This is a genomic window from Sphingopyxis sp. sgz302558 (genome assembly GCF_057220455.1).
The window spans coordinates 792102-815880 of the sequence record NZ_JBXPUZ010000001.1; the positions used below are offsets into that span (position 1 = coordinate 792102).

The window sequence follows — 23779 nt, forward strand, 5'->3', positions numbered from 1 at the left end:
CAAAGCGGCGAGGCAGTTCTTCCTCCCCATGACCTGCATGGGGAGGAGGACAGGGTTACGCCGGAATCCCGCTGATCGCCTTCATTTCCATGAAGTCTTTAAGGCCAAAGACGCCGCCTTCGCGGCCGTTGCCCGACGCCTTGTACCCGCCGAACGGCGCGCCCGGGCCGGGGCCCCAGGCGTTGACGGCGACCATTCCGGCGCGCAATTTTGGCGCGATTTCGGCGGCCTTGGCGGGGTCGCCGCTGATCACGCTCGACAGGCCATATTCGGTGTCGTTGGCAATTTCGATGGCTTCGTCGATGCTTGAATACTCCATGATCGTCGCAACCGGGCCGAAGACTTCTTCCTTCGCGATGCGCATGTCGGGGGTGACGCCGCTGAACACCGTGGGCTTGATGTAGTAACCGCGGTTGACGTTCGCGGGCAGGCCGGTGCCGCCGGTCTCGAGCGTCGCGCCTTCGTCGATCGCCGACTGGATCAGTCCCTGGATCTTGTCGTGCTGCGTCTTGTTGACGACAGGGCCGATGTGCATGCCTTCCTGCATCGGGTCGCCAACGGTTGTCTGGTCGAACATGCCCTTGATGACCGCGACGGCCTCGTCCTTGCGGTCCTTGTGCACCAGGATGCGGGTGGGCGCGATGCAGCTTTGCCCGGTGTTAACGAGCACGCCCTGCACCGTGGGGGGCAGGACGGTCATGAAATCGGCGTCGGGCAGGACGATGTTGGGCGATTTGCCGCCCAGTTCCTGATGCACGCGCTTGACGGTTGGCGCCGCTGCCACCGCCACCGCAATGCCAGCGCGGGTTGAGCCCGTGAAGCTGACCATGTCGATGCCGGGGTGCGCGCTGATCGCCGCGCCCACCGTCGGCCCGTCGCCCTGCACCAGGTTGAACACGCCCGACGGTACGCCCGCCGCGTCGAGGATTTCGGCGAAGATTGTGGCGTTGCCGGGGCATTCTTCGGATGGTTTCAGGATCATGGTGTTGCCCGCCGCAATCGCGGGCGCGACTTTGAGCGCGATCTGGTTCAGCGGCCAGTTCCACGGCGTAATCATGCCGACGACGCCAATGGGTTCGTAGGCGACAATGCCGTTGGGATATTTTTCGGTGAAGCTGAACTCTTTCAGCGCGGCGATGGTGCCCATAAAGCCGCCGATTCCGGCGCCAACCTGCGCCATTTGCGCAAAGCTGACCGGCGCGCCCATTTCCATCGCCATCGATTTGGCGAGATCCGGCCCGCGCTTCTTATATTCCTCGACAATGCGCTCCAGCAGCGCCAGCCGTTCCTCGCGCGTGGTCTGGCTGAAGGTCTTGAACGCTTCCTTCGCGGCGGCGACGGCGGCGTCAACATCGGCGGTGGTGCCAAGCGTGATGGTGGTGCACACTTCTTCGGTGGCGGGGTTAATGACACCGTGCGGCGTGCCGCCGATGCTGTCGACCCATTTGCCGCCGATATAATTTTGCTTCAGGTGCGTTTCCGTATCGCTCATCGCGCTTGCTCCTCTTTGCCCGCGTGGGGCCGAATCCACTCGGGCACCAAGGTGGTGGAAGCGGCGGCGGGATGCAAGCGCCTTGGGTTCGTTATTGCAACTAATCGGGCAAGTTCACGATGGTCCCTCCCCCTTGTGGGGAGGGAGGGCCTTTACCCGTTGATCGTCACGTCGCCGCGATCGCGGGCCATGCGTTCGATCCTGTCGAGCGACTGGCGGGCAAGCGCGCGCAGTTCCAGCTGGTTGATGGTCAGGCCTTCGGTGCGCTCACCTTCCAGCGGCATCAGGTCGAACGACACTTTGGTGCCGCCGCCATCGACATCTTCAAAATGCCATTTGACGCCGGTCTTGACCTCGCCATCGTTGACCGAAAAGCGCAGCGTGGCTTCGCGCCGGTCTTCCAATTCCATGGTCAGCTTGACCTTTTTGGCGAAAGGCACCGCGTCGGGCTTCATCCGCTCCCAGCCGGGCGACTGTTCATCGACCACCAGCTCGAACAGCTGGTCGGTGCCGCCATTGCTGACAAGCGGAATAGACCGCTTGAGCTCGTCCACGGGAAAGGCGGTGTCAAACACCTCGGCGCGCGGGGCATTGACCGTCATCTCGGTCTTGGCAAGCTCTTTAAGTCCGCCGCAAGCCGACAGCGCGAGCAGCAAGGGGGCGAAAAACAGCAAACGCATTGTCACGACTCCATTTGGGCGAATTGCTGCGTCCGTATGCCGCCAAAAGTTTAATTTTGTTCGACTAATGGCAATGACAATGGCTTGACCGGTCCGGGCCCGGGCGTCACCATCAGGCCATGCACCATCCGCGTTTTGCGGCGCTCGCCGCCCTCGCCCTGATCTTCACCGGCTGCGCTGCAGCGACGGCCAGCCAGGCCCCGGCGGTTCCCGCCGCCGCGATCGCGCCGGTGAGCCCGCACGATGCCGCCGCCAAAGCATGGGGGGTCGCGGCGAGCGACATCCCGCTCGACCCGGCGGTCAGGCTGGGTGTGCTGCCCAACGGGATGAAATATGCGCTGATGGCCAATGCCACGCCCAAGGACACGGTGCTGATCCGTTTCCGCTTCGATGTGGGCAGCTTTGCCGAGGCCGACGACCAGCGCGGCCTCGCCCATTTCCTCGAGCATATGGCGTTCAACGGGTCGACCAATGTGCCCGAAGGCGAGATGGTGAAATTGCTGGAGCGCAAGGGGCTGGCATTTGGCGCGGACACCAATGCGTCAACCAATTTCGATGCGACCGAATATAAGCTCGACCTGCCCAATGCGTCGGACGATCTGGTCGATACGGGCCTCATGCTGATGCGCGAAACCGCGAGCGAGCTCATCATCAGCGCTGCGGCGGTCGAACGCGAGCGCGGCGTGATCCTGTCCGAACGGCGCGCGCGCGATACGTTTCAGCTGCGCAATGTGCTGGCGTCGATCGGCTTTTACTTTCCCGACATGCTGGTCAAGGACCGCTTCCCCATCGGCACCGAAGAAGTGCTGAAGACCGCACCGCCACAGCGTATTCGCGATTTTTACGAGGCCTATTACCGTCCGGAACGTGCGACCCTGGTGCTGGTTGGCGACTTTGACGTGGCGGCGATGGAGGCCAAAATCCGCGCGCGCTTTGCCGACTGGCAAGGCAAGGGCGCGAATGGCGCCGATCCGGTGATTGGCAAGCCCGACCCCGCGCGCCCCGCCGCCGCCGATGTCTATGTCGACCCGGCAATTGGTGACGGCGTCGCACTGACGCGGTTCCGCCCATGGCAGTTCGAGGCCGACACGCGCGCACGGCGCACCCGCACGCTGGCCGAATCGTTGGGCAGCGCGATCCTCAATCGCCGCTTCCAGAAACTGGCGCTCGCGGAAGATTCGCCGATTCAGGGCGCCAGCTTTAGCCTCAGCCGCAACTGGGATGCGGTGGATCAGGCCGGGGTCAGCGCGGGCGTCAAGGAAGGCGCGTGGCAAGCGGGGCTGGCGTTGATTGACGCCGAATGGCGGCGCGCGCTGGAGCATGGCTTTACCGATGCCGAACTGGCCGAGGCCATCGCCAACCGCCGCACGGCCCTCGACAATGCCGTTGGCGGCGTGACCACCCGGCGCAGCGAGGCGCTGGCGGCGGCGATTCTGGGCATGGCCGACGGCGACGGCAGCTTTGTCTTTTCGCGACCCGAAGTGGCGCGTGACCTGTTCGAGGAAGTGGCACCGACCCTGACCGCCGCCAGCGTGAGCGCGGCCTTTCGCGACCGCCATGCAGGCTATGGCGAACCGCTGGTGCGGGTGACCGCGAAAAAGCCCATCGACGGCGGCACCGATGCGGTGCTGGCGGCATGGCGGCAAGCGACCGCGGTGGCCGTCGCGCCGCCCGACGCGCAGGCGGTGCAGGCCTTTGCCTATACCGACTTCGGCACGCCAGGGCGGGTGGTGAGCGACGAACGCATCGAAGATTTGGGCATCCGCCGCGTCCGCTTCGCCAACAACGTCATGCTCAATATCAAGCGCACCGATTTTGAAGCCGACCGGGTGCGGCTCGGCGTGCGGGTCGATGGCGGCAGCGCGCTGGCGACGCGCGACGACCCGACGCGCATGGCCCTGGCGGGGGCGCTCAGCATCGGCGGGCTGGTGGCGCACAGCTATTCGGACTTGCAGACAATTTTGGCCGGGCGCTCGGTCTCGACCGGCTGGGGCAGCACCGATAATGGCTTTGGCGGTGTCGCGACCACCACGCCAAAGGATTTGCTGCTGCAAGCGCAGGTGATGGCGGCCTATCTGACCCAGCCGGGCTGGCGCGCCGACGGGCTGGCGCTGGTGCGGCGGATTTTGCCGCAGCAATATGCCGCCAACGATGCCACCCCCGGCGCGGTGATGGCGCGCGATGTCGGTGCAATTCTTGCCGACAATGATCCGCTGCTGGTCAATCCACCACTGGAGACCATGCTGGCGCTTGATTGGGAAGGGGTGAAGGCGGCCAGCGCCGAAATGCGTGCGCGCGGCGCGATCGAGATCGCTGTGGTCGGTGATATCGACGAGCAGGTTGCAATCGATGTCATCGCCAAAACCTTTGGTGCGCTGCCCGAACGCAATGCAGCCTTCAATGATTGGGCCGAAGCGCGGCGGCGCAATTTCGCCAAGGATCGCAGCACCCGCACGCTGATTCACAAGGGCCCCGCCGAGCAAGCCGAGGTGCGGCTCTATTGGGCGGCGCGCGACGACAATGATTTTCAGGAATATGTCCGCGCGCTGCTGTTGGCTCGGCTGATGCAGATCGCGCTGACCGACGAGCTGCGCGAGCGGCTGGGCAAAACCTATGGCCCGGGCGCGGGTGCTGATTGGGAGGATTTGAACCCTGGCTATGGCCATTTCTTTGCCGCCGCCAATGTCGATTTCGCCGACCTGGCGGCGACCGAAGCTGCGATCCGCAAGGTGGCGGCCGATCTTGTCGCTGCCCCGCCCAGTGCCGACCTGGTCGAACGCGCGCGCAAGCCGATGCTGGAAGCGATGATCAAATCGCGCCGCGAAAACGGCTATTGGGCCAATTGGCTGGGCTATGCCACCAGCCGTGCCCATCGGCTCGACCGCATTCGCACCGGCATTGCCTCTGTTGAAGCGATTACGCCGCAAGAGCTGCAAGCCGTTGCCGCCAGATATCTGACCGACGACCGCCTGCTCGTCATTCGGGCGATCAGCGACAAAGCGCCCAAATGAGGATTGGGGCGCTTGTTGCCGCGCTGCTGATCGGTGGTTGCGCGGCGAGCCCGCAGAGCGTCCAGCAATCCGCGCCTTCACCGGCCAACCGCGATCTGGCCGAATGGTTCGACTGCCTGCGCCATCGCGGCGAGGCGGTGATCGGCGCGCACCGTGCGGGGCCAGCGCCGGGCCTGCCCGAAAATGCGCTGGAAACGATGGCTGCAACGCTGGCGCGCAATCCCGATGCTTTGCTCGAAATCGATGTACAGGTCAGCGCCGACGGGGTGCTATTCCTGCTGCACGACGATATGCTCGACCGCACGACCAGTGGCAGCGGGCGAGCCAGCGAACTAAGGTGGGAGCAGCTGGCGCGGCTGAATCTGCGCGACAATGCCGGGACCCGGGTGGACGCGCGCATTCCTGCACTGGCCGATGCGCTGGCGCTTGCCATCGCGCAAGGCGGGGTGGTGCAGCTGGATGTCAAGCGCGGCGTCGATTTTGCCGCTGTGGTGGCCGCCGTGCGGAAGGCCGGGGCAGAGCGCAATGCCATCATCATCACCTACCGCGATCAAGATGCGCTGACGGTTGCACGTCTGGCGCCGGAGTTGATGGTGTCAGCGGGCGTCAATTCGCTGCAGGCGGCCGATGCGTTGATCGCCGCCGGCATGCCCCGCGAACGCTTGCTGGCGTGGACGGGGACGCGCGCCGCCGATACGGCGTTGTTCGCGCAATTGCGCAGCGCCGGGATCGAACCGTTGTTCGGCACCTTGGGCCGCCCCGGTGAACGGCTGGACGACCGCTGGTTGGCGGACGGCGATGCCAGCGAATTTGCCGCGCTGGAACGCGACGGGGCGGTGGTGGTGGCGACCGACCGGGGGCGCGAGGTGGAAGCGGCGCTGGGCGCGCCGACCTGCCGCCGCTGAGCCTTGCCCCGCACACCAGATGCGGGCATAGGCCGCGCCATCGCCGCCGCGCATTCAGGACCCACCGCCCATGAAGATCCACGTCTATGTCACGCTCAAGCCCGGGGTGCTCGACCCGCAGGGGCGCGCCATCCACCATGCGCTGGAAGGACTTGGCTTTGCCGGGGTCAATGATGTGCGCGCCGGCCGCTTTATCGAACTCGACGTCGCCGACGGCACCACCGATGTCGCGCTTGATGCTATGTGCGCCAAATTGCTCGCCAATACGGTGATCGAAAATTACCGGATCGTGCGCCCATGAAAACCGCGGTCATCGTCTTTCCCGGATCGAATTGCGACCGCGACATGGCGGTGGCGCTCAAGGCCGCGACGGGCAACGCCCCGGCGATGGTGTGGCACCGCAACAGCGAGCTGCCACCGGGGACGGACTTCATCGCGCTGCCCGGCGGCTTTTCTTATGGTGATTATCTGCGCTCGGGCGCGATGGCCGCGCGCTCGCCAGTGATGGATGCGGTGCGCGGGGCCGCGGCGCGCGGCGTGCCGGTGTTGGGCGTCTGCAATGGCTTTCAGGTGCTGACCGAGGCGGGGCTGCTGCCGGGCGCACTGATGCGCAACGCGGGGCTGAATTTCGTGTGCCGCAGCGTTGGACTGACCGTCGCCAACAACCAGTCGCTGTTCACCAGCGGCTATGCCGCGGGCGAAGAGATCCGGATTCCGGTGGCGCACCACGACGGCAATTATTTCGCCGACGATGCCACGCTCGACCGGCTGGAAGGCGATGGGCGGGTGGCGTTTCGTTACAGCGAAGCCGTCAACGGGTCGGCGCGCGATATTGCCGGGGTGCTCAATGACACGGGCAATGTGCTGGGGATGATGCCGCACCCCGAACGCGCCTGCGACCCCGCGCATGGCAACCAGGACGGCGCACGGCTATTCGCCGCCGCCCTCGGCGCGCTCGTCGGATAGGGCGTCGGTCGGCCGCGGCGCAGGCTGCAACCAGCGACCGACCAGCGCCAGCACTGTCGGCCAGAACATCGTATTCCAAACATCGTGCCAATGCGCGCTGTCGGGTTGCAGCGCGCCCGCCAGCGCCTCGCCGCGCAGGTCGAGCCATTCGCCGCCCAACGCGACCGCCAGCACAGCGAGCCACGCCAGCGCCCAGCCGCCGCGCCGACGCCACAGCAGCCGCACTGCTAGAAACAGCGCCAACCCAAAATAGATGTGCAGCGCGTCTTTGGCGAGGCCGCTGCCCTCCAACAGTGCCCATTTAACCGCCTGATAATCGGCGGACAGTTGCAGCATATCCATGGGGATCACGCTTTGACGTGAAAGGGCGAAAAGTCGGTGGTGTCGTCATAGACATCGACGCCCTCGCGCCGTTTCAGCCAGGTGACGATGGCGATGGTCACGGGCAGCAGCAATATTTCCCACCCCGTCTTGATCGCCCATTGCGACAGCACGGTCTGGAACAGCGCCTCGGTCGGCCAGCCGTCGAGCCCGTAAAAAGCGACCGGATAGAAGATCAGGCTGTCCAACCCCTGACCCACGAGCGTGCTGGCGACAAAGCGCAGCCCCATGCGGCGGCCATTGTCTTTAACCTTCAGCTTGGCGAGTACCAGGCTGTTGGCAAATTCGCCCACCCAAAAGGCCAGCATCGAGGCGATGACGATGCGCCAGCTGTTGCCGAATACCTCGACATAAGCCGCTTGCCCGGTCCAGCCCGGTGCGGGCGGCAGCGCGACGACGACCCATGCCATGAACGCCATGAAGGCAAGCGCGGCAAAGCCGGTCCAGATCACCCGCCGCGCGCGGGCATAGCCGTAAACCTCGGTCAGCATATCGCCGATGATGTAACTGATCGGAAAGAACAGCACGCCCGCGCCGAACGGCCATTCCCCGATCAGCGGCAAATCGACGACCGACCGCTTGGCCGCGCCGATGATATTGGACAGCAGCAGGATGGCGACGAACGCCGCCATGACAAGGTCGTAATAGCGGAAATGCTGAACAGTGGCAGCATTGGCGCGCGGCGGGGAGGGGGGGAGGCTCATTGGGCCAAGCGTTTAACTTGCCTTTTGCCGCAGCGCAAACGGGGCTATGGCGCTCGGCGGGCGCCCGTAGCTCAGCTGGATAGAGCACCCGCCTTCTAAGCGGGTGGTCGCAGGTTCGAATCCTGCCGGGCGCGCCAAATCGCCGCTGGTTGTGCAGCTATCGAAACCATGCGCCCTGCCCGCTATTTCGTGACCGTGGCGCGGACTATTCAGGTTGGTGCGTGCCTGCGCCGCGGCGGGTGCGCGGCCATCTTGCATTTTTTTCGCAAGTGGGGTGCGGGCTGTAACTTTCCAGCTCACTGGTGCGCACCCGTTTTTGGTCAGCGTTGCGGCTGAACGGGAGCTTGCGCCGTGCCGATGTTTTTTTCCTCTGCCCATGCAGGTGCCCGGCCATGAGGGCCGACGACGCTTCGCTCGCGCAATTGATGCGCGCGTCGCAGGCGGGGGACCGCAATGCCTATCGCGCATTGCTGGCCGAATGCCAGCGCTGGCTGGCGGGCTATTTCCGCCGCCGCATCGCCCCCCACCTGGTGGACGATCTGATTCAGGAAACTTTGGTGTCACTGCACCGCAAACGCGCCAGCTGGGACGCGTCGCGCGCTTTTTTGCCGTGGCTGGCGGCGATTGCGCGCTATCGCTGGATCGACATGCTGCGCCGCCAGCGCGAAGGCGACGAACTGGATGATGATTTGGGCTCGGTCGGCCCTGAAGACGAGGCGGTGCATGCCCGCCTCAGCCTCGACCGGCTGCTGGTTCAGCTCCCCGCCGGACAGGCGCAGGCGATCACATTGGTCAAAATCGAAGGCGCCTCGATCGCTGAGGCGGCTGCCATCTCCGGCCAGACCGAATCCTTGGTCAAGGTCAATATCCACCGCGGGCTGAAAAAGCTCGCCAAGCTGGTTGAAAGCGAATGATGCACTCCACTCCCCGGGATTTCACGCCGCTGATCGAAGGCCTTGCCGCCGATCTGGCGCCGGTCACACCGCAGCAGCAGCGGCGCGGGATCAGCTATGCGCTTGCCGCATGGGTGGTGGCCGCAACCGCGCTGCTGGTCATGCTCGGCGTGCGCGAAGATTTGGGCAGGGACATGCTGGTGCCGGGCGCGCTGTTGCAGATTTTCTGGTCGGGTTCGCTGGGGCTGGTGGCGAGCTGGTTTGCCGTACGCATGGCGATGCCGGGGGTTGGCCGCGACCATGGCGGGTGGCGCTGGGCCGCGGCGGTGGCCACCATCGTCCCGCTTGCAGCCATCGTGTCGCTGCTGGCCGCACCGGCCGAACGCTGGCCGCTGACCCAGCCGCACGCGGCGATGGATTGCGTGTGGCAGGGGCTGCTTGCCGGATCGGTTGTGGCCGCGGCGCTGACGCTGTGGCTACGTCAAGGTGCACCCTCGTCGCCCGAGCGGGCCGGGTTGGTCACCGGCATTGCCGCCGGCGCGACCGGCGTGACAATCGTCGCGCTGCACTGCCCGGTCTACGCGCTGATGCATGTCGGCATCTGGCATGGGCTGGCGATCGCCATCGCCGCCGTCGTCGGGCGTATCGCGCTGCCGCCGTTGCTGCGCTGGTAAGGGATGGACAGCCAATCCTCCAATGTGTATTATCCATACAACACACATTGGAGGAGAAGGCACATGCATGCTGTCCGAATCGTTTCTGTCGTCGCCGCTGTGGCGGCGCTTGCCGCCTGCGGCATGAAGGATGGGCGTAGCAGCGACGGCAGCGGCATTGCTGCAAAGTCTGGCCCCGACGGCAGCCGCAGCTTTGCCGCGACCGGCTTTACGGGCGTCGAACTCGAGGGGCCGGACAATGTGGTGGTCACGCGCGGCGACAGCTTCTCGGTTGTTGCCACAGGCCCGCAAGAGGAGCTGGACAAGTTGCGGATCGAGGTCGAGAATGGTGTTCTGGTTGTCGGCCGCCAATCTGAAAAAATGAGTTGGGGCAATCATAAGGGCGCGACGGTGAAGGTCGTGCTGCCGCGTCTCGACAAGGCCGAACTCACTGGTTCGGGCGATCTCAGCATCGATAGCGCGTCGGGGGATAAAGTGGCTGTGGCGCTCGCCGGTTCGGGCAATCTGGGCATTGCCAGCGTAACGGCGAAAGAGCTTAATGTCGCGCTAGCAGGCTCGGGAGATCTTAGTATCAAGGGCGGCAAGGCGGATAAGGGCGAAGTGGCGCTCGCCGGATCGGGCGACATTGATGTGAAGGGCGTGACGCTGACGACCGCCGACATTTCGATCGCCGGATCGGGTGACGTCGATGCGACCGCAACGGCCACCGCCGATGTGTCCGTCCTCGGGTCGGGCGACGTCCGGCTTGGCGGCGGCGCAAAATGTGATAGCAGCGAGCTGGGATCGGGTACGGTCAGCTGCAGCTGATCACCGCTCCCCGGCGGGAGCGCGGCATGACGGCACGACTATGCACCATGGCATTGGCCTTGGCCCTGGCTTCGCTGCTGCTGGGTTCGCCCCCGGCCGTGGCGGGCGAGAAACGCTATGGCCTGACCAGCTTTGAGCGCATCGTCCTCAACGGCGATTTCATCGTCGAAGTGACGACGCGCGGCCCGGTCAGCGCGGTGGCCAACGGATCGCTCGACGCGCTGGACCGGCTGGAACTGGTCAGCGCCAACGGGACGCTGACGATCAGCGACCGGCGTTTCAGCAGCAACCGCGCGCGCGGGGCGAGCGCCGGGGCGGTGACGATCCGGATCAACGCCGCGCGGCTGACCGGCGCCACGGTGGTGGGCGCGGGTTCGCTGACAATCGACAAGCTGGCGGGCGCGAACGTGGCCTTGAATTTGCGCGGTCCGGGCAGTTTGGCGGTCAAAGATATCACCGCTGACCGGCTGACGCTGGCCATGGTTGGCAGCGGCAAAGTGGTGCTGTCGGGGCGCGCCAAGGCCGCCGAAACGCGCGTCGCAGGGGCGGGGCTGGTCGACGCCACCGGGCTTGCTGTCACCGACCTTAACGCCAATGCCGAAGGCGCGGGCGATCAGCGTTACCGCGCGGTGCGCACGGCAATGGTCACGGCGCGCGGCGTCGGAACGGTCAGCGTGGCGGGCAAACCCGCTTGCACCGTGCGCAATCTGGGCAGCGGCAGCGTGACCTGCGGTCAGCCCTGACGCTGCGCGATTTCATCCATCTTGCGGCTGCGCTTGACAATCAGGCCGGGCAGCCAGCGTGAGAAAAAGGCCATTTGTTTGGCCGTCGGCCCCACCGGCGTGTGCAACCGATCGCCGTGCACGGCCTCCCATGCAGCGGCCGCAACGATCGAAACCGGGCTGATTTCAATCCCGCCTGCGGTCAGCCGGTCGCGCACGGGCGCATTGCTGTCGGCCGGGGTGACATCCAGGATCGGCGTGTCGATAAAGCTGGGCATCAGGTCGCGCACCTTGATGCCATAGCGTGTGAATTCGATGTCGAGCGCCTCGGTCAGCGCGCGCACCGCATGTTTGGTTGCCGAATAGACCGCCAGGCCCGCCGAGCCATAATAGCCCGATGCCGAGCCGGTGTTGAGGATGGCCGAACCCGGTGTGGCCTTGAGCAGCGGCAGCGCGGCATAGACGCCGTTGACCACGCCGCCGAAATTGATCGCGATCAGCCGGTCGGCATCGGCCGGGTCGACATCGGGGAAATGCCCGCCCAAACCGATACCGGCATTGTTGAACAGCACGTCGAGGCGACCGCCGCTGGCTTGCGCAAATTCGGCCAGCGCCGCCGCCCACTGATCGCGGTCGCGCACGTCCATGACATGGCGGGTCGCCTGTCCCGTGGGCAGCAGCGCGGCGGTTTCGTCGAGCCCGCGCTGACTGATATCGGCGAGCCCGACCAGCCAGCCCTGGCCCGCAAAATGCTGCGCCACCGCCCGGCCAATGCCCGATCCGCCGCCGGTGATGAAAATTGCCTTGCGTGCCGCCGTCATAGCTCATCCCTTATCAACATTGATGTCAGTAAGTGGCGGATATGCGGGGTGCGGGTCAAGCGCAACTTTGTGCTTGGCGCGCAGCTTGCGGCTGGTAATCAGAACGCATGCCTATCCTCTCCCGCGCCGTGCTGGCGCTGTTGCTCGCCCTCACGACTGCCTTGCTGCCCGCCACCGCGGCGGCGGCGGTCCAGGTCCATTTCTACAGCCGCGAATTCGGCAACCAGTTTCCGCACGCCTTCGTGCTGGTCGAAGGCACGCTGGATGCGGGCGGCACCAAAGTGTCGGGCAATTATGGCTTCACCGCGGTCAACGTCACCCCCGGCATTCTGCTGGGGTCGGTGAAGGGTGAGGTGTCAGCGCTAAAGCCTGCGTATATGGCCAAGGCCGACCGCAAATTCACCGTCACGCTCGACGATGCGGGTTATGCGCGGCTGATGCGCAAAGTGAATGAATGGAAGGCGTTGCCGCAGCCCAGCTACAGCCTCGACAAACGCAACTGCGTGCATTTCGTGATGGAACTGGCCGAGGTTGCGGGGCTGAAGGTCAATCGCAAAAGCAAATTTTTCAGGAAACCGCGGAGTTTTCTGGAAGAAGTGCAAAAACTTAATCCGGGACTGAAATGATGATTGGCACAAGTCTGGCACTGGCAATGGTTTTGCAGGTGGCCGTGCCCGCGCCCCCTCCGCCAGCCGACTCCGAGGACAAATCGGCGCCTGCGCGGGCCATAAACGGACCGGGGAGCTGGGTGACCAACGACGATTATCCCTCGAAAGCGAGATACGAAAAGCGTGAGGGCACATCAGTGTTCCGATTGACTGTTGGGATTGACGGCCTGCCGAGCGACTGCAAGCTGCTAAGCAGCAGCGGGCATGCTGACCTTGATGCTGCCGCTTGTAGTTTGGTGATGGAGCGGGCACGTTTCACGCCTGCGACCGACCGCCAGGGCAAGCCGGTGGTCGGTAGCTACACGAACCGCGTGCGCTGGCAGAATCCCGGCGGTGTGATGCCCAACCAGATTGTGAACGGCACCCAAATTCTGAAGTTTACCCTCTCAAGGGAAGGGAACTTTACCGATTGCGAGGCAACCGATGTCGACGGTTCCGCAAACCCGGCTGTGGCGGCAACAATTTGCCGAGGTGATCCAATGGAACCCTTTCGCGACGCCTCCGGCAACGCGGTCGCGCGCCGAGTCACAATCACAACCACCGCAAAGGTGGAAACTTTGGCAGGAAGTGCCGAGCTGCCATCTGTCAGCACCAAAGCAAAAGAGTAAAGCTATGTCAGTCGCATTTCTTGTCGGAGCAATGCTTGCCGCCCAATCCGCCCAGACCACCACCGCCGCTCCGCGCGTTGACGCGCCGCCGCCGCCGCCGCCTCTGCCGTCGCCCAATGTCACCGGCCTGGTGCGGCTCGGCACCGAAGTGCCGATGATTGGCGAGGATGATTATCCTGAACAGGCGATGTTTGATGATGCCGAAGGGATCACCGCGATCATGCTGACCGTGGGCACCAATGGCCGCGCGACGGCGTGCAGCGTCACCGCCAGCAGCGGCCATCCGCAGCTCGATATCAGCGCCTGTGCCCTGGCGCGCCAGCGCGCGCGCTTCACCCCGGCGCGGCTGAACGGCAAGCCCATCGAGAGCGAGTGGCGCAGCCGCGTTCGCTGGGTGCTGCCCAATGAAGGCTATGTGATGGTCGATCCGCGCCAGGCCGGTAGCGCCAAAACACCCCCGGCACCGCGCGATGAGTTGCTCAGCATCGATCCGCGCGTGGCAGCATGGCGTGCCGGGGTGCGCGGCCCGGTTCGCGGCAAAAGCTATGTGTGGCTCGACCTCGACCGCACAGGCAGCGTTACGCGCTGCACGCTCGATGGCGGCGATGCCGATGCGGCGCGCACCGCGCTCGCTTGCGGGCTGTTTGCCGGGCAAAAGCTGTTCGTCCCGGGCTTTGACAAGGAAAATAATGCGGCCGCCGACCGGGTGCGGGTGAAAGTCGGTTGGTAAGCATTTGCCGCTAACGCTGGACGCGTGCCATGGAAATCCCTATGGGCACGAACGTGCGCACCCGGCGCTCAGGACCGTTCCGCCCTTGAAACTATTGCTTGCCCTGCTTGCCATTCTGACCGGTTTGACCGGCGGCGAAGCGGTGCGCGTGGCGGCGGCTGCTCCTTCCGCGCTGGGCGCGGCTGCGGTGCTGGCCGAAGCAAGCGTCGAGGCCGGTGCACGGATTGCGGGCCATCGCCCGGTTCAGGGCCTTCCGAGCTTATTCGACAGCGCTTGCAGCGATGCGCCGCCGGTGACCCTGCCCGCGCCGTCCGATTTCACCCCGCGCGGGTTGCGCGCGCTGGAATAGCGCCTGCGCACGCCCCAGCGGCGTGCCTGCCTCCCTTTTCGTGCCGCGCGTCCCCGTTGTTGGCGGCCAGTCGCGGCCAAATTCCCCATTTCGATTTTCAGGTGAATCCCCATGCTCAACGCCATCGTCAAATCCATCTTCGGCTCGTCGAACGACCGCTATGTCGCCACAATCCGTAAGGTCGTCGACAAGATTAACGCCTTCGAACCCACCATTTCCGCCATGTCCGACGACGAATTGCGCGGCCAGACGGCGATTTTCCGCGAACGGCTCGCCGGCGGCGCCAGCCTTGACGACATATTGCCCGAAGCCTTTGCCACCGTGCGCGAGACGGCCGTGCGCACGCTCGGCCTGCGCCATTTCGATGTGCAGATGATCGGCGGCATTGTGCTGCATCGCGGCGAGATTGCCGAAATGGCGACGGGCGAGGGCAAGACGCTGGTGGCGACTTTGCCCGCCTATCTGAACGCGCTGGAGGGCAAGGGCGTCCATGTCGTCACGGTCAACGACTATCTCGCCCGCCGCGACGCCGAATGGATGGGGCAGGTTTATGGCTTTCTGGGTCTGACCACGGGGGTCATCGTCCCCAACCTCAACGAAGTGCAGCGGCGCGAGGCTTATGGCTGCGACATCACCTATGCCACCAACAATGAACTGGGCTTCGATTATCTGCGCGACAATATGAAATATACGCGCACCGACATGGTCCACCGCCCGTTCAATTACGGCATCGTCGACGAGGTGGATTCGATCCTGATCGACGAAGCGCGCACCCCGCTCATCATTTCCGGCCCCACTGACGACAAATCCGAACTCTATGTCCGCGTCAACGAGGTTGTGCTGCAACTGGTCGAGGGCGATTATGAAAAGGACGAAAAGTCCAAGAGTGTCTCGCTGACCGAGGAAGGCACCGAGCATGTCGAACGGCTGCTCGAAGCTGCCGGATTGCTCGAGGGCAGCAACCTCTATGACATCGAAAACACGCAGGTCGTGCACCATGTCAACCAGTCGCTGAAAGCGAACATGATGTTCCGCCGCGACACCGATTATATCGTCAAGGATGACAAGGTGATCATCATCGACGAATTCACCGGGCGCATGATGGACGGGCGGCGCTGGTCGGACGGGCTGCACCAGGCGGTCGAGGCCAAGGAAGGCGTGGCCATCGAGCCCGAGAACCAGACGCTCGCCAGCATTACATTCCAGAATTATTTCCGCATGTATCCCAAGCTTTCGGGCATGACCGGGACGGCGGCGACCGAGGCGCCCGAATTTTTCGACATTTACAAGATGAATGTCGTGTCCATCCCCACCAACCGGCCGATTACGCGGCGCGATGAAGAGGATGAGTTTTACAAGAATATCACCGACAAATTTGCCGCCATTGCGCGCACCATCCGCGAGGCGAGCGAAGCGGGACAGCCGGTGCTGGTCGGCACCGTGTCGATCGAAAAGTCCGAGCTGCTCTCCTCCTACCTCGAAAAGGAAGGGGTGAAGCACGAAGTGCTGAACGCGCGCTTCCATGAAAGGGAAGCGCGCATCGTCGCGCAGGCTGGCCGGTCGGGCGCGGTAACCATCGCCACCAACATGGCCGGGCGCGGCACCGACATTAAACTTGGCGGCAATGAAGAATTCCGCATCGACGATGAGCTCGCTGGCATGGCCGAAGGGCCCGAGCGCGACGCCGCCGTGGCGAAGATCCGCGCCGAGGTGGCCGAAGAGCGCGAGCGCGTGAAGAGCGCCGGCGGGCTGTTCGTGCTGGCGACCGAGCGCCACGAAAGCCGTCGCATCGACAACCAGCTGCGCGGCCGTTCGGGGCGCCAGGGTGACCCCGGGCGCAGCAAATTCTACCTCTGCCTCGACGACGATCTGATGCGTATTTTCGGCCCCGACACCGCCTTTGCCAAGATCATGAACAAAAACCTCGAGGACGGCGAGGCGATCGGGTCGAAATGGCTCTCCAAAGCCATCGAAACCGCTCAGAAAAAGGTCGAAGCGCGCAACTATGACATCCGCAAGCAGGTGGTCGAATATGACAACGTCATGAACGACCAGCGCAAGGTGATTTACGAGCAACGCGAAGAAATCATGGACAGCGAGGCGGTCGACGATGTGCTCGCCGACATGCGCGCCGAAACGGTCAACGCGCTGGTGGGCGATGCCTGCCCGCCGGGCAGCTATCCCGAACAATGGGATGTGCAGGGGCTGAAGGACCGCGTCGCCGACGTGCTCGACCAGCTGGTGCCCGTCGAGGAATGGGTGACCGAGGATGCGGTCGAGCCAGAGATTTTTGCCGAGCGGATTCAGGCGCTGGCCGATCAGGCGGTCGAGGACAAGAAGACCGCGGTCGATGCCGCAACCTGGCGCAACATCGAAAAATCGGTGCTGCTGCGCACGCTCGACCATCATTGGAAAGAACATCTGGCGACGCTCGACGCGCTGCGCCAGGCGATCTTCCTGCGTGCCTATGCCCAGAAACAGCCGATCAACGAATATAAGCAAGAGGCGTTCGCGCTGTTCGAACGCATGCTGACGCGCATCCGCGAGGATGTGACGCGCACGGTGGCGACGCTGCAACTGCGCATCGAGACGCCCGAGGCGATGCCGCTGCCCGACTTGCCCGATTTTCTGACGACGCACATCGACCCGTTCACGGGCGAAGATAATAGCGCCGACATTGATGGCGGCTCGTTCGGCGCCATCGCCGCGACGCTGCCGCCGCTGCAAAGCATCCGTCCGCCGCTACCCGAAGGCGACAACGCCTTTGCCAATATGGACATCAGCCGCAACGCGCCGTGCCCGTGCGGGTCGGGGCGCAAGTATAAACACTGCCACGGGGCGATTTGATCCGCCGATGCGGGGAGGCTTTGTAACCATCCCCATCGTCATCCCGGACTCGATCCGGGATAGCAAGTGGGCGGTGGCATGTTATCCCGGATCAAGCCCGGGATGACGAACGGGTGGGAGCCGGAGAGACTATGACCATCCTCGCCCCGCTTTTCGCCCTCACCGCCGCGCTCTACGCCAGCGTCGGCTTTGGCGGCGGGTCGACCTATACCGCGCTTTTGATCCTGTTCGGGACGCCGCTGGCGCTGGTTCCGGCGATCAGCCTGGCGTGCAATATCATCGTGGTCAGCGGCGGGACGCTGCGCTTTGCGCGTGCGGGGGAGTTGCCGTGGGGCAAAGCGCTGCCCTTGGTCGGCATTGCTGCGCCATTGGCATTCCTTGGCGGGCTCACGCCGGTGAAGGAAGGCGTGCTGGTATATCTGCTCGGGGGCTCGCTGCTGGTATCGGCGCTCCTGTTGTTCGCCCAGCCGCGAAGCGTGCAGCCGCGAAGCCTGCCGCGCGCGGTGCTCTACCCGGTGGCGGGTGCCTTGGGGCTGCTGGCGGGCGTGGTCGGGATCGGCGGCGGCATTTTCCTCGCCCCCATCCTCCACCTCATCCGCTGGGCCGAGGCGAAACAAGTGGCGGCGACCGCCAGCCTGTTCATCCTCGTCAACAGCCTGTTCGGCCTCGCCGGGCAGCTCATCAAGGGTCAGGGCAGCGCGCTGGCCGCGACCGTCGCGGCGCACTGGCCGCTGCTGGTCGCGGTGCTGGTCGGCGGCGCGATCGGCACGCACATCGCCATCCGCCTCGCCAACCCCGCGCTGCTGCGGCGGCTGACGGCGCTGCTGGTCGGGTTTGTGGCGGTGCGGCTGCTGACGGGGTGGTAAGCAAAAGGGGCCGGAAGCAATGCTTCCGACCCCCTTCTTCAACTTCCCGAGGCGAACAGCTTACGCCTCTTCAAATTCCTCGGTCATCACCGGGCCCGAATCCTGGCCCTTGGCATCGACGTCGCGGTCGACGAATTCGATGATCGCCATCGGCGCGGCGTCCGACGCGCGGATGCCGGCTTTGACGATGCGCGTGTAGCCACCGGCGCGGTCGGCGTAGCGCGGGGCGAGGACATCGAACAGCTTGGTCAGCTGGGTTTCGTCCATCAACCGGCTCATCGCCAGGCGGCGATTAGCGAGCCCGCCGCGCTTGGCCAGCGTGACCAGCTTTTCGACGTAAGGACGCAGTTCCTTGGCCTTGGCCAAGGTGGTGGTGATCTGCTCATGCTTGATGAGCGAGGCCGACATGTTGCGGAACATCGCGATGCGATGTGCGCCGGTGCGCTGCAGTTTCCGGCCGCCAGATTTGTGACGCATGATAACTTCCTTCGTTTGTCAGAGGGGCCGTTTCAGGTACCCCAAGCCAGGCCCGCTTGAGGTGGGGCCACCTACCCTATGCTCCCCGGCGAAAGCCGGGGTCCAAGCAACGTCGGAGCTGGGCCCCGGCTTGCGCCGGGGAACAGTCCAGACTTAACCAAGCAATTCCTGCTCCAGCTTCTTGGCCATTTCTTCGATATTCTCGGGCGGCCAGCCGGGGATGTCCATGCCCAGGCGCAGGCCCATCGACGACAGCACTTCCTTGATTTCGTTCAACGATTTGCGGCCAAAGTTCGGCGTGCGGAGCATTTCGGCTTCGGTCTTTTGCACCAGATCGCCAATGTAGATGATATTGTCGTTCTTGAGGCAGTTGGCCGAGCGCACCGACAATTCCAGCTCGTCGACCTTTTTGAGGAGGAAGCGGTTGAGCTGGTTGACGTCCGATTCCTCGGTCGCGGCGCTGGGAACGGCGATGCCGATCATACCCGAATCGCTGATCGCGTCTTCGAAGTGGACGAACACCTGCAGCTGGTCCTGCAGGATGCGCGCAGCGTAAGCGACGGCATCTTCAGGGCTGATCGTGCCGTCGGTTTCGACCGTCAGGTTAAGCTTGTCATAGTCAAGCTCCTGCCCAATGCGGGCATTATCGACCTTGTAGGCGACCTGACGCACCGGCGAATAGAGCGAGTCGACCGGGATCAGGCCGATCGGCGCGTCGGCCGGCCGGTTGGCGGTCGCGGGGACATAGCCCTTGCCGGTGTCGGCAACCAGTTCCATGTTGAGCGTCGCGCCCTGGTCCAGGTGGCAAATGACCAGGTCAGGGTTCATCACCTTGATGTCACCCGCGACCATGATGTCACCCGCCTTGACCGTAGCCGGGCCAGTGGCCGACAGCTGCAGCCGCTTGGGGCCTTCGCCTTCCATCTTGAGCGCGATCTGCTTCACGTTGAGCACGATGTCGGTGACATCTTCGCGCACACCCGCGAGGCTCGAGAATTCGTGCAGCACATTTTCGATCTTGATCGAGGTGATCGCCGCGCCCTGGAGCGAGGAGAGCAAAACGCGGCGCAGCGCGTTGCCCAGCGTCAGGCCAAAGCCGCGCTCGAGCGGCTCGGCAACAAAAGTCGCCTTGCGCTTGCTGTCGGCACCAGCCTTGATTTCCAGGTTGCTGGGCTTCTTCAATTCCTGCCAGTTCCGGATATTGACAGTCATGGATTTCCCTTTGCTTTGGCGGGACGGGTCGGCGCGCTTGGCCAGCCTGTCCGGCGGAATGTAAAAGCGGTCCGGCGCGGTTGCGCCGGGCCGGGAGGCACGGTCAGACGCGGCGGCGCTTGGCCGGGCGGACGCCATTGTGCGGGATCGCCGTCACGTCGCGGATCGACGTGATGTGGAAACCGACCGCCTGCAGCGCACGCAGCGCCGATTCGCGGCCCGCACCGGGGCCTTTGACTTCGACCTCGAGCGTGCGGACACCATGTTCGGCGGCCTTTTTGCCCGCATCTTCGGCGCACACCTGTGCGGCATAGGGGGTCGATTTGCGGCTGCCCTTGAAGCCCATCATGCCCGCGCTTGACCAGGCAATCGCATTGCCCTGCGCATCGGTGATGGTCACCATGGTGTTGTTGAAGGTGGCGTTGACATGCGCCACGCCCGAAGAGATGTTTTTGCGTTCGCGCCGACGCAGGCGCTGGGGTTCGCGAGCCATTTTCTTGTTCCTATATCCGAAAAGCGCTGGCGATCGGGCTGGCCGACCGCACGGGGGGACAAAAAGCGATTACTTCTTCTTGCCAGCGATCGGCTTGGCCTTGCCCTTGCGGGTGCGCGCATTGGTGTGCGTGCGCTGGCCGCGGACCGGCAGGCCCTTGCGATGGCGCAGCCCGCGATAGCAAGCGAGGTCCATCAGCCGCTTGATGTTCATCGCCGTCTGGCGACGCAGATCGCCCTCGACCGTCTGGTCGGCGTCGATCGTCTCGCGGATCTGCAGGACTTCGGCGTCCGACAGGTCCTGCACGCGGCGGTCATGGGCAATGCCCAGCTTGTCGGCGATGTCCACCGCGGTCTTGCGACCAATGCCGTGGATATAGGTGAGCGCGATAATCACGCGCTTGTTGGTGGGCAGGTTTACACCCGCAATACGTGCCATGGTCAAATTTCTCCTGCTCCACAGGGCGCGTTGGCACACGGCCCCATCTCAAAGCGTCTGTTTCCAACGCAAAAAACGGACCACGAGGCGCATCGGTGCGCTCCGCTGTCCGCTCTGACTATCGGAATGGAGCGCTAACTACGGTGAGTCGGGCGCAAAGTCAAGCGCGGCGCTGGGGATTTCGCCCGCGTCTTTTTTGTGCAACAGGGGTGCATGAACACGCCGCACCGCCATGATCTGCTGATCGACCGGCTGGCGGACCATGTGCTGGAACATGGCCTCGCCGCCTCCAGCCTGCGCCCGCTGGCCAAGGCGGCGGGCACCAGCGACCGCATGTTGATCTATTATTTCACCGACAAGGATGCCGTCATTGCTGCGGCGCTGGACCGGGTGGCGGTGCGGATGGTGGCGTTGCTCGATGCCGCCGCGCCGCCAACGCCGCTGGCGCCGGAGGCGCTGCGGGCGCAGCTTGATCCGATGCTGGGTGACCCTGCCGTGTGGCCGTTCATGCGGCTGTGGCTGGAAATGGCATCGCGCGCGGCGCAAGGCGACGCCGCGATCCGCGAGGTTGGCGCGCGGATCGGGCGCACGCTGGCGGATTGGCTGGCGCGGCATCTGGACGTGCCCGTTGACGAACGCGCGGCCATCGCGGCCATGATGTTGGTGGAAACCGAAGGCAGCGTGCTGCTTACCGCGCTGGGGCTGGGCGATCTGGTCGCGATCGCGCGGAAATAGGCGCCCGCTTCGGCCGCGCTGACCCATCCGGTGCGGGCCGGTGCCGATTCCACGCTGGTGGAACGCGAGCCAGGGACCTCAGCTTCGCGTGCGCGGGGCGATTTCGGCGGCGCGCGCGGCCAGCCTGTCGATCACCGCGCCATGGATCGCGGCGCTGGACACCACCACGCCAAAGGCCTGCGCGCGCGGGGTGTTGAAAACAAGCGGTGCGCCAAAAGCATCGCTGACCCGCGCCCCGGCCTCGGCTGCGATCAGCGCCGCGGCGGCAACATCCCATTCATAGCCCCAGCGCAATGTGGCCACCAGATCGGCTTCGTCGGCGGCGACCATCGCCATGCGCAGGGCAATGCTGTTCGGTTTGGCAACGATCACCAGATCGCTGTCGATGCGCGGCAGCGCGTCGGCGGGAACGCGCGCGCCAGGAAAGACCGGGCGCTGGCTGGCGGCCAGGTCCAGCCCGTTGCGCGTCGCGCCGCGCCCCGCCCGGGCGATCCACAATTCGTCGCGCGCCGGTGCGTACAGCACCCCCAGCTGGGGCGCACCATCGACGACCAGCGCCACCGATACCGCCCAGCCCGTCCGCCCGCGGACAAAGTCGCGCGTGCCGTCGATGGGGTCAACGCACCACATGGCGCGGCAGGCGAGGCGCGCGGGGTCGTCGGCCGTTTCCTCCGACAACCAGCCCGCGTCGGGGGCGATCGCGCCCAGCACCGCTTTCAACCGCGCATCGACGGCCAGATCAACGTCGCTTACCGGATTGTCGGGGCTCTTGTGCCACACAGTGACGCCCTTGCCCTCGCCGCGCCAGCGCGCCAGCGCCATGTCGCCCACCTCGCGCGTTGCCGCGACTACCGCCTCCAGATTGACCTGGCTCAACGTCAGCTGCTGGCAACGGTCATGCCATCAATGCGCAGCGTGGGGACATTGGTGGCATAGCGATACTCAAGGTCATCGGCGGCAATCAACGCGCCAAACATGTCGATCAAATTGCCCGCGATGGTGAATTCGGCAATCGGCTCGGCCAGCACGCCGCCGCGAATGGCAAAGCCCGATGCGCCCCGGCTGTAATCGCCGGTGACCGGGTTGACGCCCTGCCCGATCAGTTCGGTGACATAAATGCCGGTCGCCACATCGGCCATCAGCGCGGTGGGGGTGATGCTGCCAGCGGCGAGGTGCACGTTCGACACGGCGACACCCGACGCGCCGCCACCGCGGCTGGCGTGGCCGGTGGGGGGCAGGCCGAGCTGACGCCCCGATGCGCTGTCGATCAGCCAGCCGGTAACGCGCCCGCCCGCAACAATATCGCGCGCTGCGGTGGGCAACCCTTCGCCATCAAAGGTGCGGCTGCGCAGTCCGCGCGGGCGGTGCGGTTCGTCGCGAATCACAACGGCGCTGTCGAACAGGACGTCGTCCAGTTTTTCGAGCAGAAAGCTGGTCCGCCTGGCAATGGCCGGCCCGCCGATGGCCCCGATCAAATGGCCAACAAGCGATCCGCCGACGCGCGGGTCGAAAAGGACGGGCAGCTTGCCGGTCGGCGCCTTGCCAGGATTCAACCGCGCGACCGCGCGATCCCCGGCGCGTCGCCCGATGACTTCGGGTGCCTCCAACTCGCCACGGTGACGGGCGCTGTGCCAGCCATAATCGCGCTGCATGCCGCTGCCCTCGCCCGCGATGACGCTGGCCGACAGGCTGTGTGCGCTCATTCCATATCCGCCGGCAAAGCCGTGGCTGGTGGCGAGCGCAAAGCGCACGCGGCTGTGCCCGGCGCTGCCGCCCTCGCTGTTGGTCACGCCCGCGACGCTGCGGGCAGCATCCTCGGCGGCGAGTGCGGCGCTTCGCAGCGCCTGCGGGTCGGGCTCGCTGCCATCGTCAAGGTCCAGATCCGCGCCAGGCTCGGTCATCAGCCGGTCGGCGGGGGCCAGTCCGGCAAATTCATCTTCGGGGGCCTCACGTGCCATGGCGACGCAGCGTTCGACCAGCGCGGTCAGCGCGGCGGCGTCCATGTCGGCGCTTGACACGCTGGCGCTGCGCTGGCCGATGAAGACGCGCAGGGCAATGTCCTGGCTGACCGAGCTTTCGACATCTTCAAGTTTGCCCAGCCGCATCGATACCGATGTCGCGGCGTCGCAATAATAGAGCGCGTCGGCGGCGTCGGCCCCGGCCTTGCGCGCAGCGGTGATGATATGGTCGGCGCGGTCGAGCGCTTCGGATACAGTCAGCATCGGCTGGCCCTAGCGGTGTGGACGACGCTAGGGAAGGGGCCGAAATCAAACCTTAGTGCTCAGCTTGTCGAAGCCGGT

Annotated in this window: 26 protein-coding genes and 1 tRNA gene; 16 read left to right on the plus strand and 11 right to left on the minus strand. The window is 64.9% G+C overall.

Annotated features, from left to right (window positions below; all coding sequences use genetic code 11):
• Nucleotides 1-55: 55 nt before the first annotated feature.
• Entirely contained in the window at nt 56-1492 is a 1437-nt protein-coding gene (locus AC2TC0_RS03890; RefSeq protein WP_484716166.1) for an aldehyde dehydrogenase family protein, read from the minus strand.
• Nucleotides 1493-1644: 152 nt separating this feature from the next.
• Nucleotides 1645-2172 (minus strand): hypothetical protein, encoded by a 528-nt coding sequence (locus AC2TC0_RS03895; protein WP_484716167.1) that lies wholly within the window; start codon nt 2170-2172, stop codon nt 1645-1647.
• Nucleotides 2173-2291: 119 nt separating this feature from the next.
• Here AC2TC0_RS03895 and AC2TC0_RS03900 point away from each other — a divergent pair, with 119 nt between their 5' ends.
• From AC2TC0_RS03900 to purQ, 4 genes are all read left to right on the plus strand, one after another.
• Nucleotides 2292-5183 (plus strand): M16 family metallopeptidase, encoded by a 2892-nt coding sequence (locus AC2TC0_RS03900; RefSeq protein ID WP_484716168.1) that lies wholly within the window; start codon nt 2292-2294, stop codon nt 5181-5183.
• Complete coding sequence (locus AC2TC0_RS03905) at nt 5180-6088, plus strand: glycerophosphodiester phosphodiesterase family protein (protein ID WP_484716169.1); 909 nt, start codon at nt 5180-5182, stop codon at nt 6086-6088. Before AC2TC0_RS03900 ends, AC2TC0_RS03905 begins: the two co-directional genes overlap by 4 nt.
• Nucleotides 6089-6158: 70 nt before the next feature.
• Nucleotides 6159-6389 (plus strand): phosphoribosylformylglycinamidine synthase subunit PurS, encoded by a 231-nt coding sequence (gene purS, locus AC2TC0_RS03910; RefSeq protein WP_484716170.1) that lies wholly within the window; start codon nt 6159-6161, stop codon nt 6387-6389.
• Nucleotides 6386-7054, plus strand: coding sequence for a phosphoribosylformylglycinamidine synthase subunit PurQ (gene purQ, locus AC2TC0_RS03915; RefSeq protein WP_484716171.1), 669 nt, complete (start codon nt 6386-6388; stop codon nt 7052-7054). Before purS ends, purQ begins: the two co-directional genes overlap by 4 nt.
• Here purQ and AC2TC0_RS03920 read toward each other — a convergent pair.
• Together AC2TC0_RS03920 and AC2TC0_RS03925 are read right to left on the minus strand one after the other, a co-directional pair.
• On the minus strand, nt 7019-7396 hold the full coding sequence (locus tag AC2TC0_RS03920) for a hypothetical protein (protein ID WP_484716172.1): 378 nt from the start codon (nt 7394-7396) through the stop codon (nt 7019-7021). The genes purQ and AC2TC0_RS03920 overlap by 36 nt on opposite strands.
• A 5-nt stretch (nt 7397-7401) precedes the next feature.
• Nucleotides 7402-8139: a queuosine precursor transporter gene (locus tag AC2TC0_RS03925; RefSeq protein WP_484716173.1), complete on the minus strand. Its 738-nt coding sequence runs from the start codon at nt 8137-8139 to the stop codon at nt 7402-7404.
• Nucleotides 8140-8199: 60 nt separating this feature from the next.
• Between AC2TC0_RS03925 and AC2TC0_RS03930 the strand changes: the two genes are divergently transcribed.
• From AC2TC0_RS03930 to AC2TC0_RS03950, 5 genes are all read left to right on the plus strand, one after another.
• Nucleotides 8200-8276 (plus strand) — tRNA-Arg (locus AC2TC0_RS03930).
• A 255-nt stretch (nt 8277-8531) separates the two neighbouring features.
• Nucleotides 8532-9053, plus strand: a complete 522-nt coding sequence (locus AC2TC0_RS03935; protein ID WP_484716174.1) for a sigma-70 family RNA polymerase sigma factor — start codon at nt 8532-8534, stop codon at nt 9051-9053.
• A complete protein-coding gene (locus AC2TC0_RS03940; protein ID WP_484716175.1) occupies nt 9050-9706 on the plus strand; it encodes an NrsF family protein in 657 nt (218 codons plus the stop codon). The genes AC2TC0_RS03935 and AC2TC0_RS03940 overlap by 4 nt, the downstream gene beginning before the upstream one ends.
• 63 nt (nt 9707-9769) lie before the next feature.
• Entirely contained in the window at nt 9770-10513 is a 744-nt protein-coding gene (locus tag AC2TC0_RS03945; RefSeq protein WP_484716176.1) for a head GIN domain-containing protein, read from the plus strand.
• Nucleotides 10514-10539: 26 nt separating this feature from the next.
• Nucleotides 10540-11256 (plus strand): GIN domain-containing protein, encoded by a 717-nt coding sequence (locus AC2TC0_RS03950; RefSeq protein WP_484716177.1) that lies wholly within the window; start codon nt 10540-10542, stop codon nt 11254-11256.
• Here AC2TC0_RS03950 and AC2TC0_RS03955 read toward each other — a convergent pair.
• A complete protein-coding gene (locus AC2TC0_RS03955) occupies nt 11247-12056 on the minus strand; it encodes an SDR family oxidoreductase (protein ID WP_484716178.1) in 810 nt (269 codons plus the stop codon). The genes AC2TC0_RS03950 and AC2TC0_RS03955 overlap by 10 nt on opposite strands.
• A gap of 107 nt (nt 12057-12163) precedes the next feature.
• Here AC2TC0_RS03955 and AC2TC0_RS03960 point away from each other — a divergent pair, with 107 nt between their 5' ends.
• From AC2TC0_RS03960 to AC2TC0_RS03985, 6 genes are all read left to right on the plus strand, one after another.
• Nucleotides 12164-12682 carry a hypothetical protein gene (locus AC2TC0_RS03960; RefSeq protein WP_484716179.1) on the plus strand — a complete coding sequence of 173 codons (519 nt, stop codon included), beginning with the start codon at nt 12164-12166 and terminating at the stop codon, nt 12680-12682.
• Nucleotides 12683-12804: 122 nt separating this feature from the next.
• Nucleotides 12805-13332, plus strand: coding sequence for an energy transducer TonB (locus tag AC2TC0_RS03965; RefSeq protein ID WP_484716180.1), 528 nt, complete (start codon nt 12805-12807; stop codon nt 13330-13332).
• A 4-nt stretch (nt 13333-13336) separates the two neighbouring features.
• Complete coding sequence (locus AC2TC0_RS03970; RefSeq protein WP_484716181.1) at nt 13337-14062, plus strand: energy transducer TonB; 726 nt, start codon at nt 13337-13339, stop codon at nt 14060-14062.
• Between the two features lie 85 nt (nt 14063-14147).
• Complete coding sequence (locus AC2TC0_RS03975; RefSeq protein ID WP_484716182.1) at nt 14148-14411, plus strand: hypothetical protein; 264 nt, start codon at nt 14148-14150, stop codon at nt 14409-14411.
• 111 nt (nt 14412-14522) lie between these two features.
• Entirely contained in the window at nt 14523-17258 is a 2736-nt protein-coding gene (secA, locus tag AC2TC0_RS03980) for a preprotein translocase subunit SecA (protein WP_484716183.1), read from the plus strand.
• A gap of 131 nt (nt 17259-17389) precedes the next feature.
• Nucleotides 17390-18124 (plus strand): sulfite exporter TauE/SafE family protein, encoded by a 735-nt coding sequence (locus AC2TC0_RS03985; protein WP_484716184.1) that lies wholly within the window; start codon nt 17390-17392, stop codon nt 18122-18124.
• Nucleotides 18125-18184: 60 nt separating this feature from the next.
• Here the strand turns inward: AC2TC0_RS03985 and rplQ are convergent, their stop codons facing one another.
• The 4 genes from rplQ to rpsM form a co-directional block, all read right to left on the minus strand.
• A complete protein-coding gene (gene rplQ, locus AC2TC0_RS03990) occupies nt 18185-18601 on the minus strand; it encodes a 50S ribosomal protein L17 (protein WP_484716185.1) in 417 nt (138 codons plus the stop codon).
• A gap of 153 nt (nt 18602-18754) precedes the next feature.
• Nucleotides 18755-19813, minus strand: a complete 1059-nt coding sequence (locus AC2TC0_RS03995; RefSeq protein WP_484716186.1) for a DNA-directed RNA polymerase subunit alpha — start codon at nt 19811-19813, stop codon at nt 18755-18757.
• A 103-nt stretch (nt 19814-19916) separates the two neighbouring features.
• Nucleotides 19917-20306 (minus strand): 30S ribosomal protein S11, encoded by a 390-nt coding sequence (gene rpsK, locus AC2TC0_RS04000; RefSeq protein ID WP_484716187.1) that lies wholly within the window; start codon nt 20304-20306, stop codon nt 19917-19919.
• Nucleotides 20307-20375: 69 nt separating this feature from the next.
• A complete protein-coding gene (gene rpsM / locus AC2TC0_RS04005) occupies nt 20376-20744 on the minus strand; it encodes a 30S ribosomal protein S13 (RefSeq protein WP_484716188.1) in 369 nt (122 codons plus the stop codon).
• 213 nt (nt 20745-20957) lie between these two features.
• Between rpsM and AC2TC0_RS04010 the strand changes: the two genes are divergently transcribed.
• Nucleotides 20958-21479, plus strand: coding sequence for a TetR/AcrR family transcriptional regulator (locus AC2TC0_RS04010; RefSeq protein WP_484716189.1), 522 nt, complete (start codon nt 20958-20960; stop codon nt 21477-21479).
• Nucleotides 21480-21557: 78 nt separating this feature from the next.
• On the opposite strand, the gene AC2TC0_RS04015 is transcribed toward AC2TC0_RS04010, so the two are convergent.
• Together AC2TC0_RS04015 and AC2TC0_RS04020 are read right to left on the minus strand one after the other, a co-directional pair.
• The gene (locus AC2TC0_RS04015) at nt 21558-22355 is read right to left on the minus strand and encodes a 3'(2'),5'-bisphosphate nucleotidase CysQ (protein ID WP_484716190.1); all 798 of its coding nucleotides are present in this window, start codon (nt 22353-22355) and stop codon (nt 21558-21560) included.
• A 2-nt stretch (nt 22356-22357) separates the two neighbouring features.
• Nucleotides 22358-23701, minus strand: a complete 1344-nt coding sequence (locus tag AC2TC0_RS04020; RefSeq protein ID WP_484716191.1) for a TldD/PmbA family protein — start codon at nt 23699-23701, stop codon at nt 22358-22360.
• Nucleotides 23702-23779: the final 78 nt, after the last annotated feature.

Excerpts from the sequence above, each read along its gene's own strand:
- purQ (WP_484716171.1), top strand. The coding sequence starts at position 6,386 with ATGAAAACCGCGGTCATCGTCTTTCCCGGATCGAATTGCGACCGCGAC.
- AC2TC0_RS04010 (WP_484716189.1), top strand. The coding sequence starts at position 20,958 with ATGAACACGCCGCACCGCCATGATCTGCTGATCGACCGGCTGGCGGAC.
- AC2TC0_RS03905 (WP_484716169.1), top strand. The coding sequence starts at position 5,180 with ATGAGGATTGGGGCGCTTGTTGCCGCGCTGCTGATCGGTGGTTGCGCG.
- AC2TC0_RS03995 (WP_484716186.1), bottom strand. The coding sequence starts at position 19,813 with ATGACTGTCAATATCCGGAACTGGCAGGAATTGAAGAAGCCCAGCAAC.
- AC2TC0_RS03895 (WP_484716167.1), bottom strand. The coding sequence starts at position 2,172 with ATGCGTTTGCTGTTTTTCGCCCCCTTGCTGCTCGCGCTGTCGGCTTGC.
- rpsK (WP_484716187.1), bottom strand. The coding sequence starts at position 20,306 with ATGGCTCGCGAACCCCAGCGCCTGCGTCGGCGCGAACGCAAAAACATC.
- AC2TC0_RS03940 (WP_484716175.1), top strand. The coding sequence starts at position 9,050 with ATGATGCACTCCACTCCCCGGGATTTCACGCCGCTGATCGAAGGCCTT.
- AC2TC0_RS03900 (WP_484716168.1), top strand. The coding sequence starts at position 2,292 with ATGCACCATCCGCGTTTTGCGGCGCTCGCCGCCCTCGCCCTGATCTTC.
- AC2TC0_RS03925 (WP_484716173.1), bottom strand. The coding sequence starts at position 8,139 with ATGAGCCTCCCCCCCTCCCCGCCGCGCGCCAATGCTGCCACTGTTCAG.
- AC2TC0_RS03935 (WP_484716174.1), top strand. The coding sequence starts at position 8,532 with ATGAGGGCCGACGACGCTTCGCTCGCGCAATTGATGCGCGCGTCGCAG.
- AC2TC0_RS04020 (WP_484716191.1), bottom strand. The coding sequence starts at position 23,701 with ATGCTGACTGTATCCGAAGCGCTCGACCGCGCCGACCATATCATCACC.
- AC2TC0_RS03945 (WP_484716176.1), top strand. The coding sequence starts at position 9,770 with ATGCATGCTGTCCGAATCGTTTCTGTCGTCGCCGCTGTGGCGGCGCTT.
- AC2TC0_RS03955 (WP_484716178.1), bottom strand. The coding sequence starts at position 12,056 with ATGACGGCGGCACGCAAGGCAATTTTCATCACCGGCGGCGGATCGGGC.
- rplQ (WP_484716185.1), bottom strand. The coding sequence starts at position 18,601 with ATGCGTCACAAATCTGGCGGCCGGAAACTGCAGCGCACCGGCGCACAT.
- rpsM (WP_484716188.1), bottom strand. The coding sequence starts at position 20,744 with ATGGCACGTATTGCGGGTGTAAACCTGCCCACCAACAAGCGCGTGATT.
- AC2TC0_RS03960 (WP_484716179.1), top strand. The coding sequence starts at position 12,164 with ATGCCTATCCTCTCCCGCGCCGTGCTGGCGCTGTTGCTCGCCCTCACG.
- AC2TC0_RS03890 (WP_484716166.1), bottom strand. The coding sequence starts at position 1,492 with ATGAGCGATACGGAAACGCACCTGAAGCAAAATTATATCGGCGGCAAA.
- purS (WP_484716170.1), top strand. The coding sequence starts at position 6,159 with ATGAAGATCCACGTCTATGTCACGCTCAAGCCCGGGGTGCTCGACCCG.
- AC2TC0_RS03985 (WP_484716184.1), top strand. The coding sequence starts at position 17,390 with ATGACCATCCTCGCCCCGCTTTTCGCCCTCACCGCCGCGCTCTACGCC.
- secA (WP_484716183.1), top strand. The coding sequence starts at position 14,523 with ATGCTCAACGCCATCGTCAAATCCATCTTCGGCTCGTCGAACGACCGC.
- AC2TC0_RS03950 (WP_484716177.1), top strand. The coding sequence starts at position 10,540 with ATGACGGCACGACTATGCACCATGGCATTGGCCTTGGCCCTGGCTTCG.
- AC2TC0_RS03920 (WP_484716172.1), bottom strand. The coding sequence starts at position 7,396 with ATGGATATGCTGCAACTGTCCGCCGATTATCAGGCGGTTAAATGGGCA.
- AC2TC0_RS03970 (WP_484716181.1), top strand. The coding sequence starts at position 13,337 with ATGTCAGTCGCATTTCTTGTCGGAGCAATGCTTGCCGCCCAATCCGCC.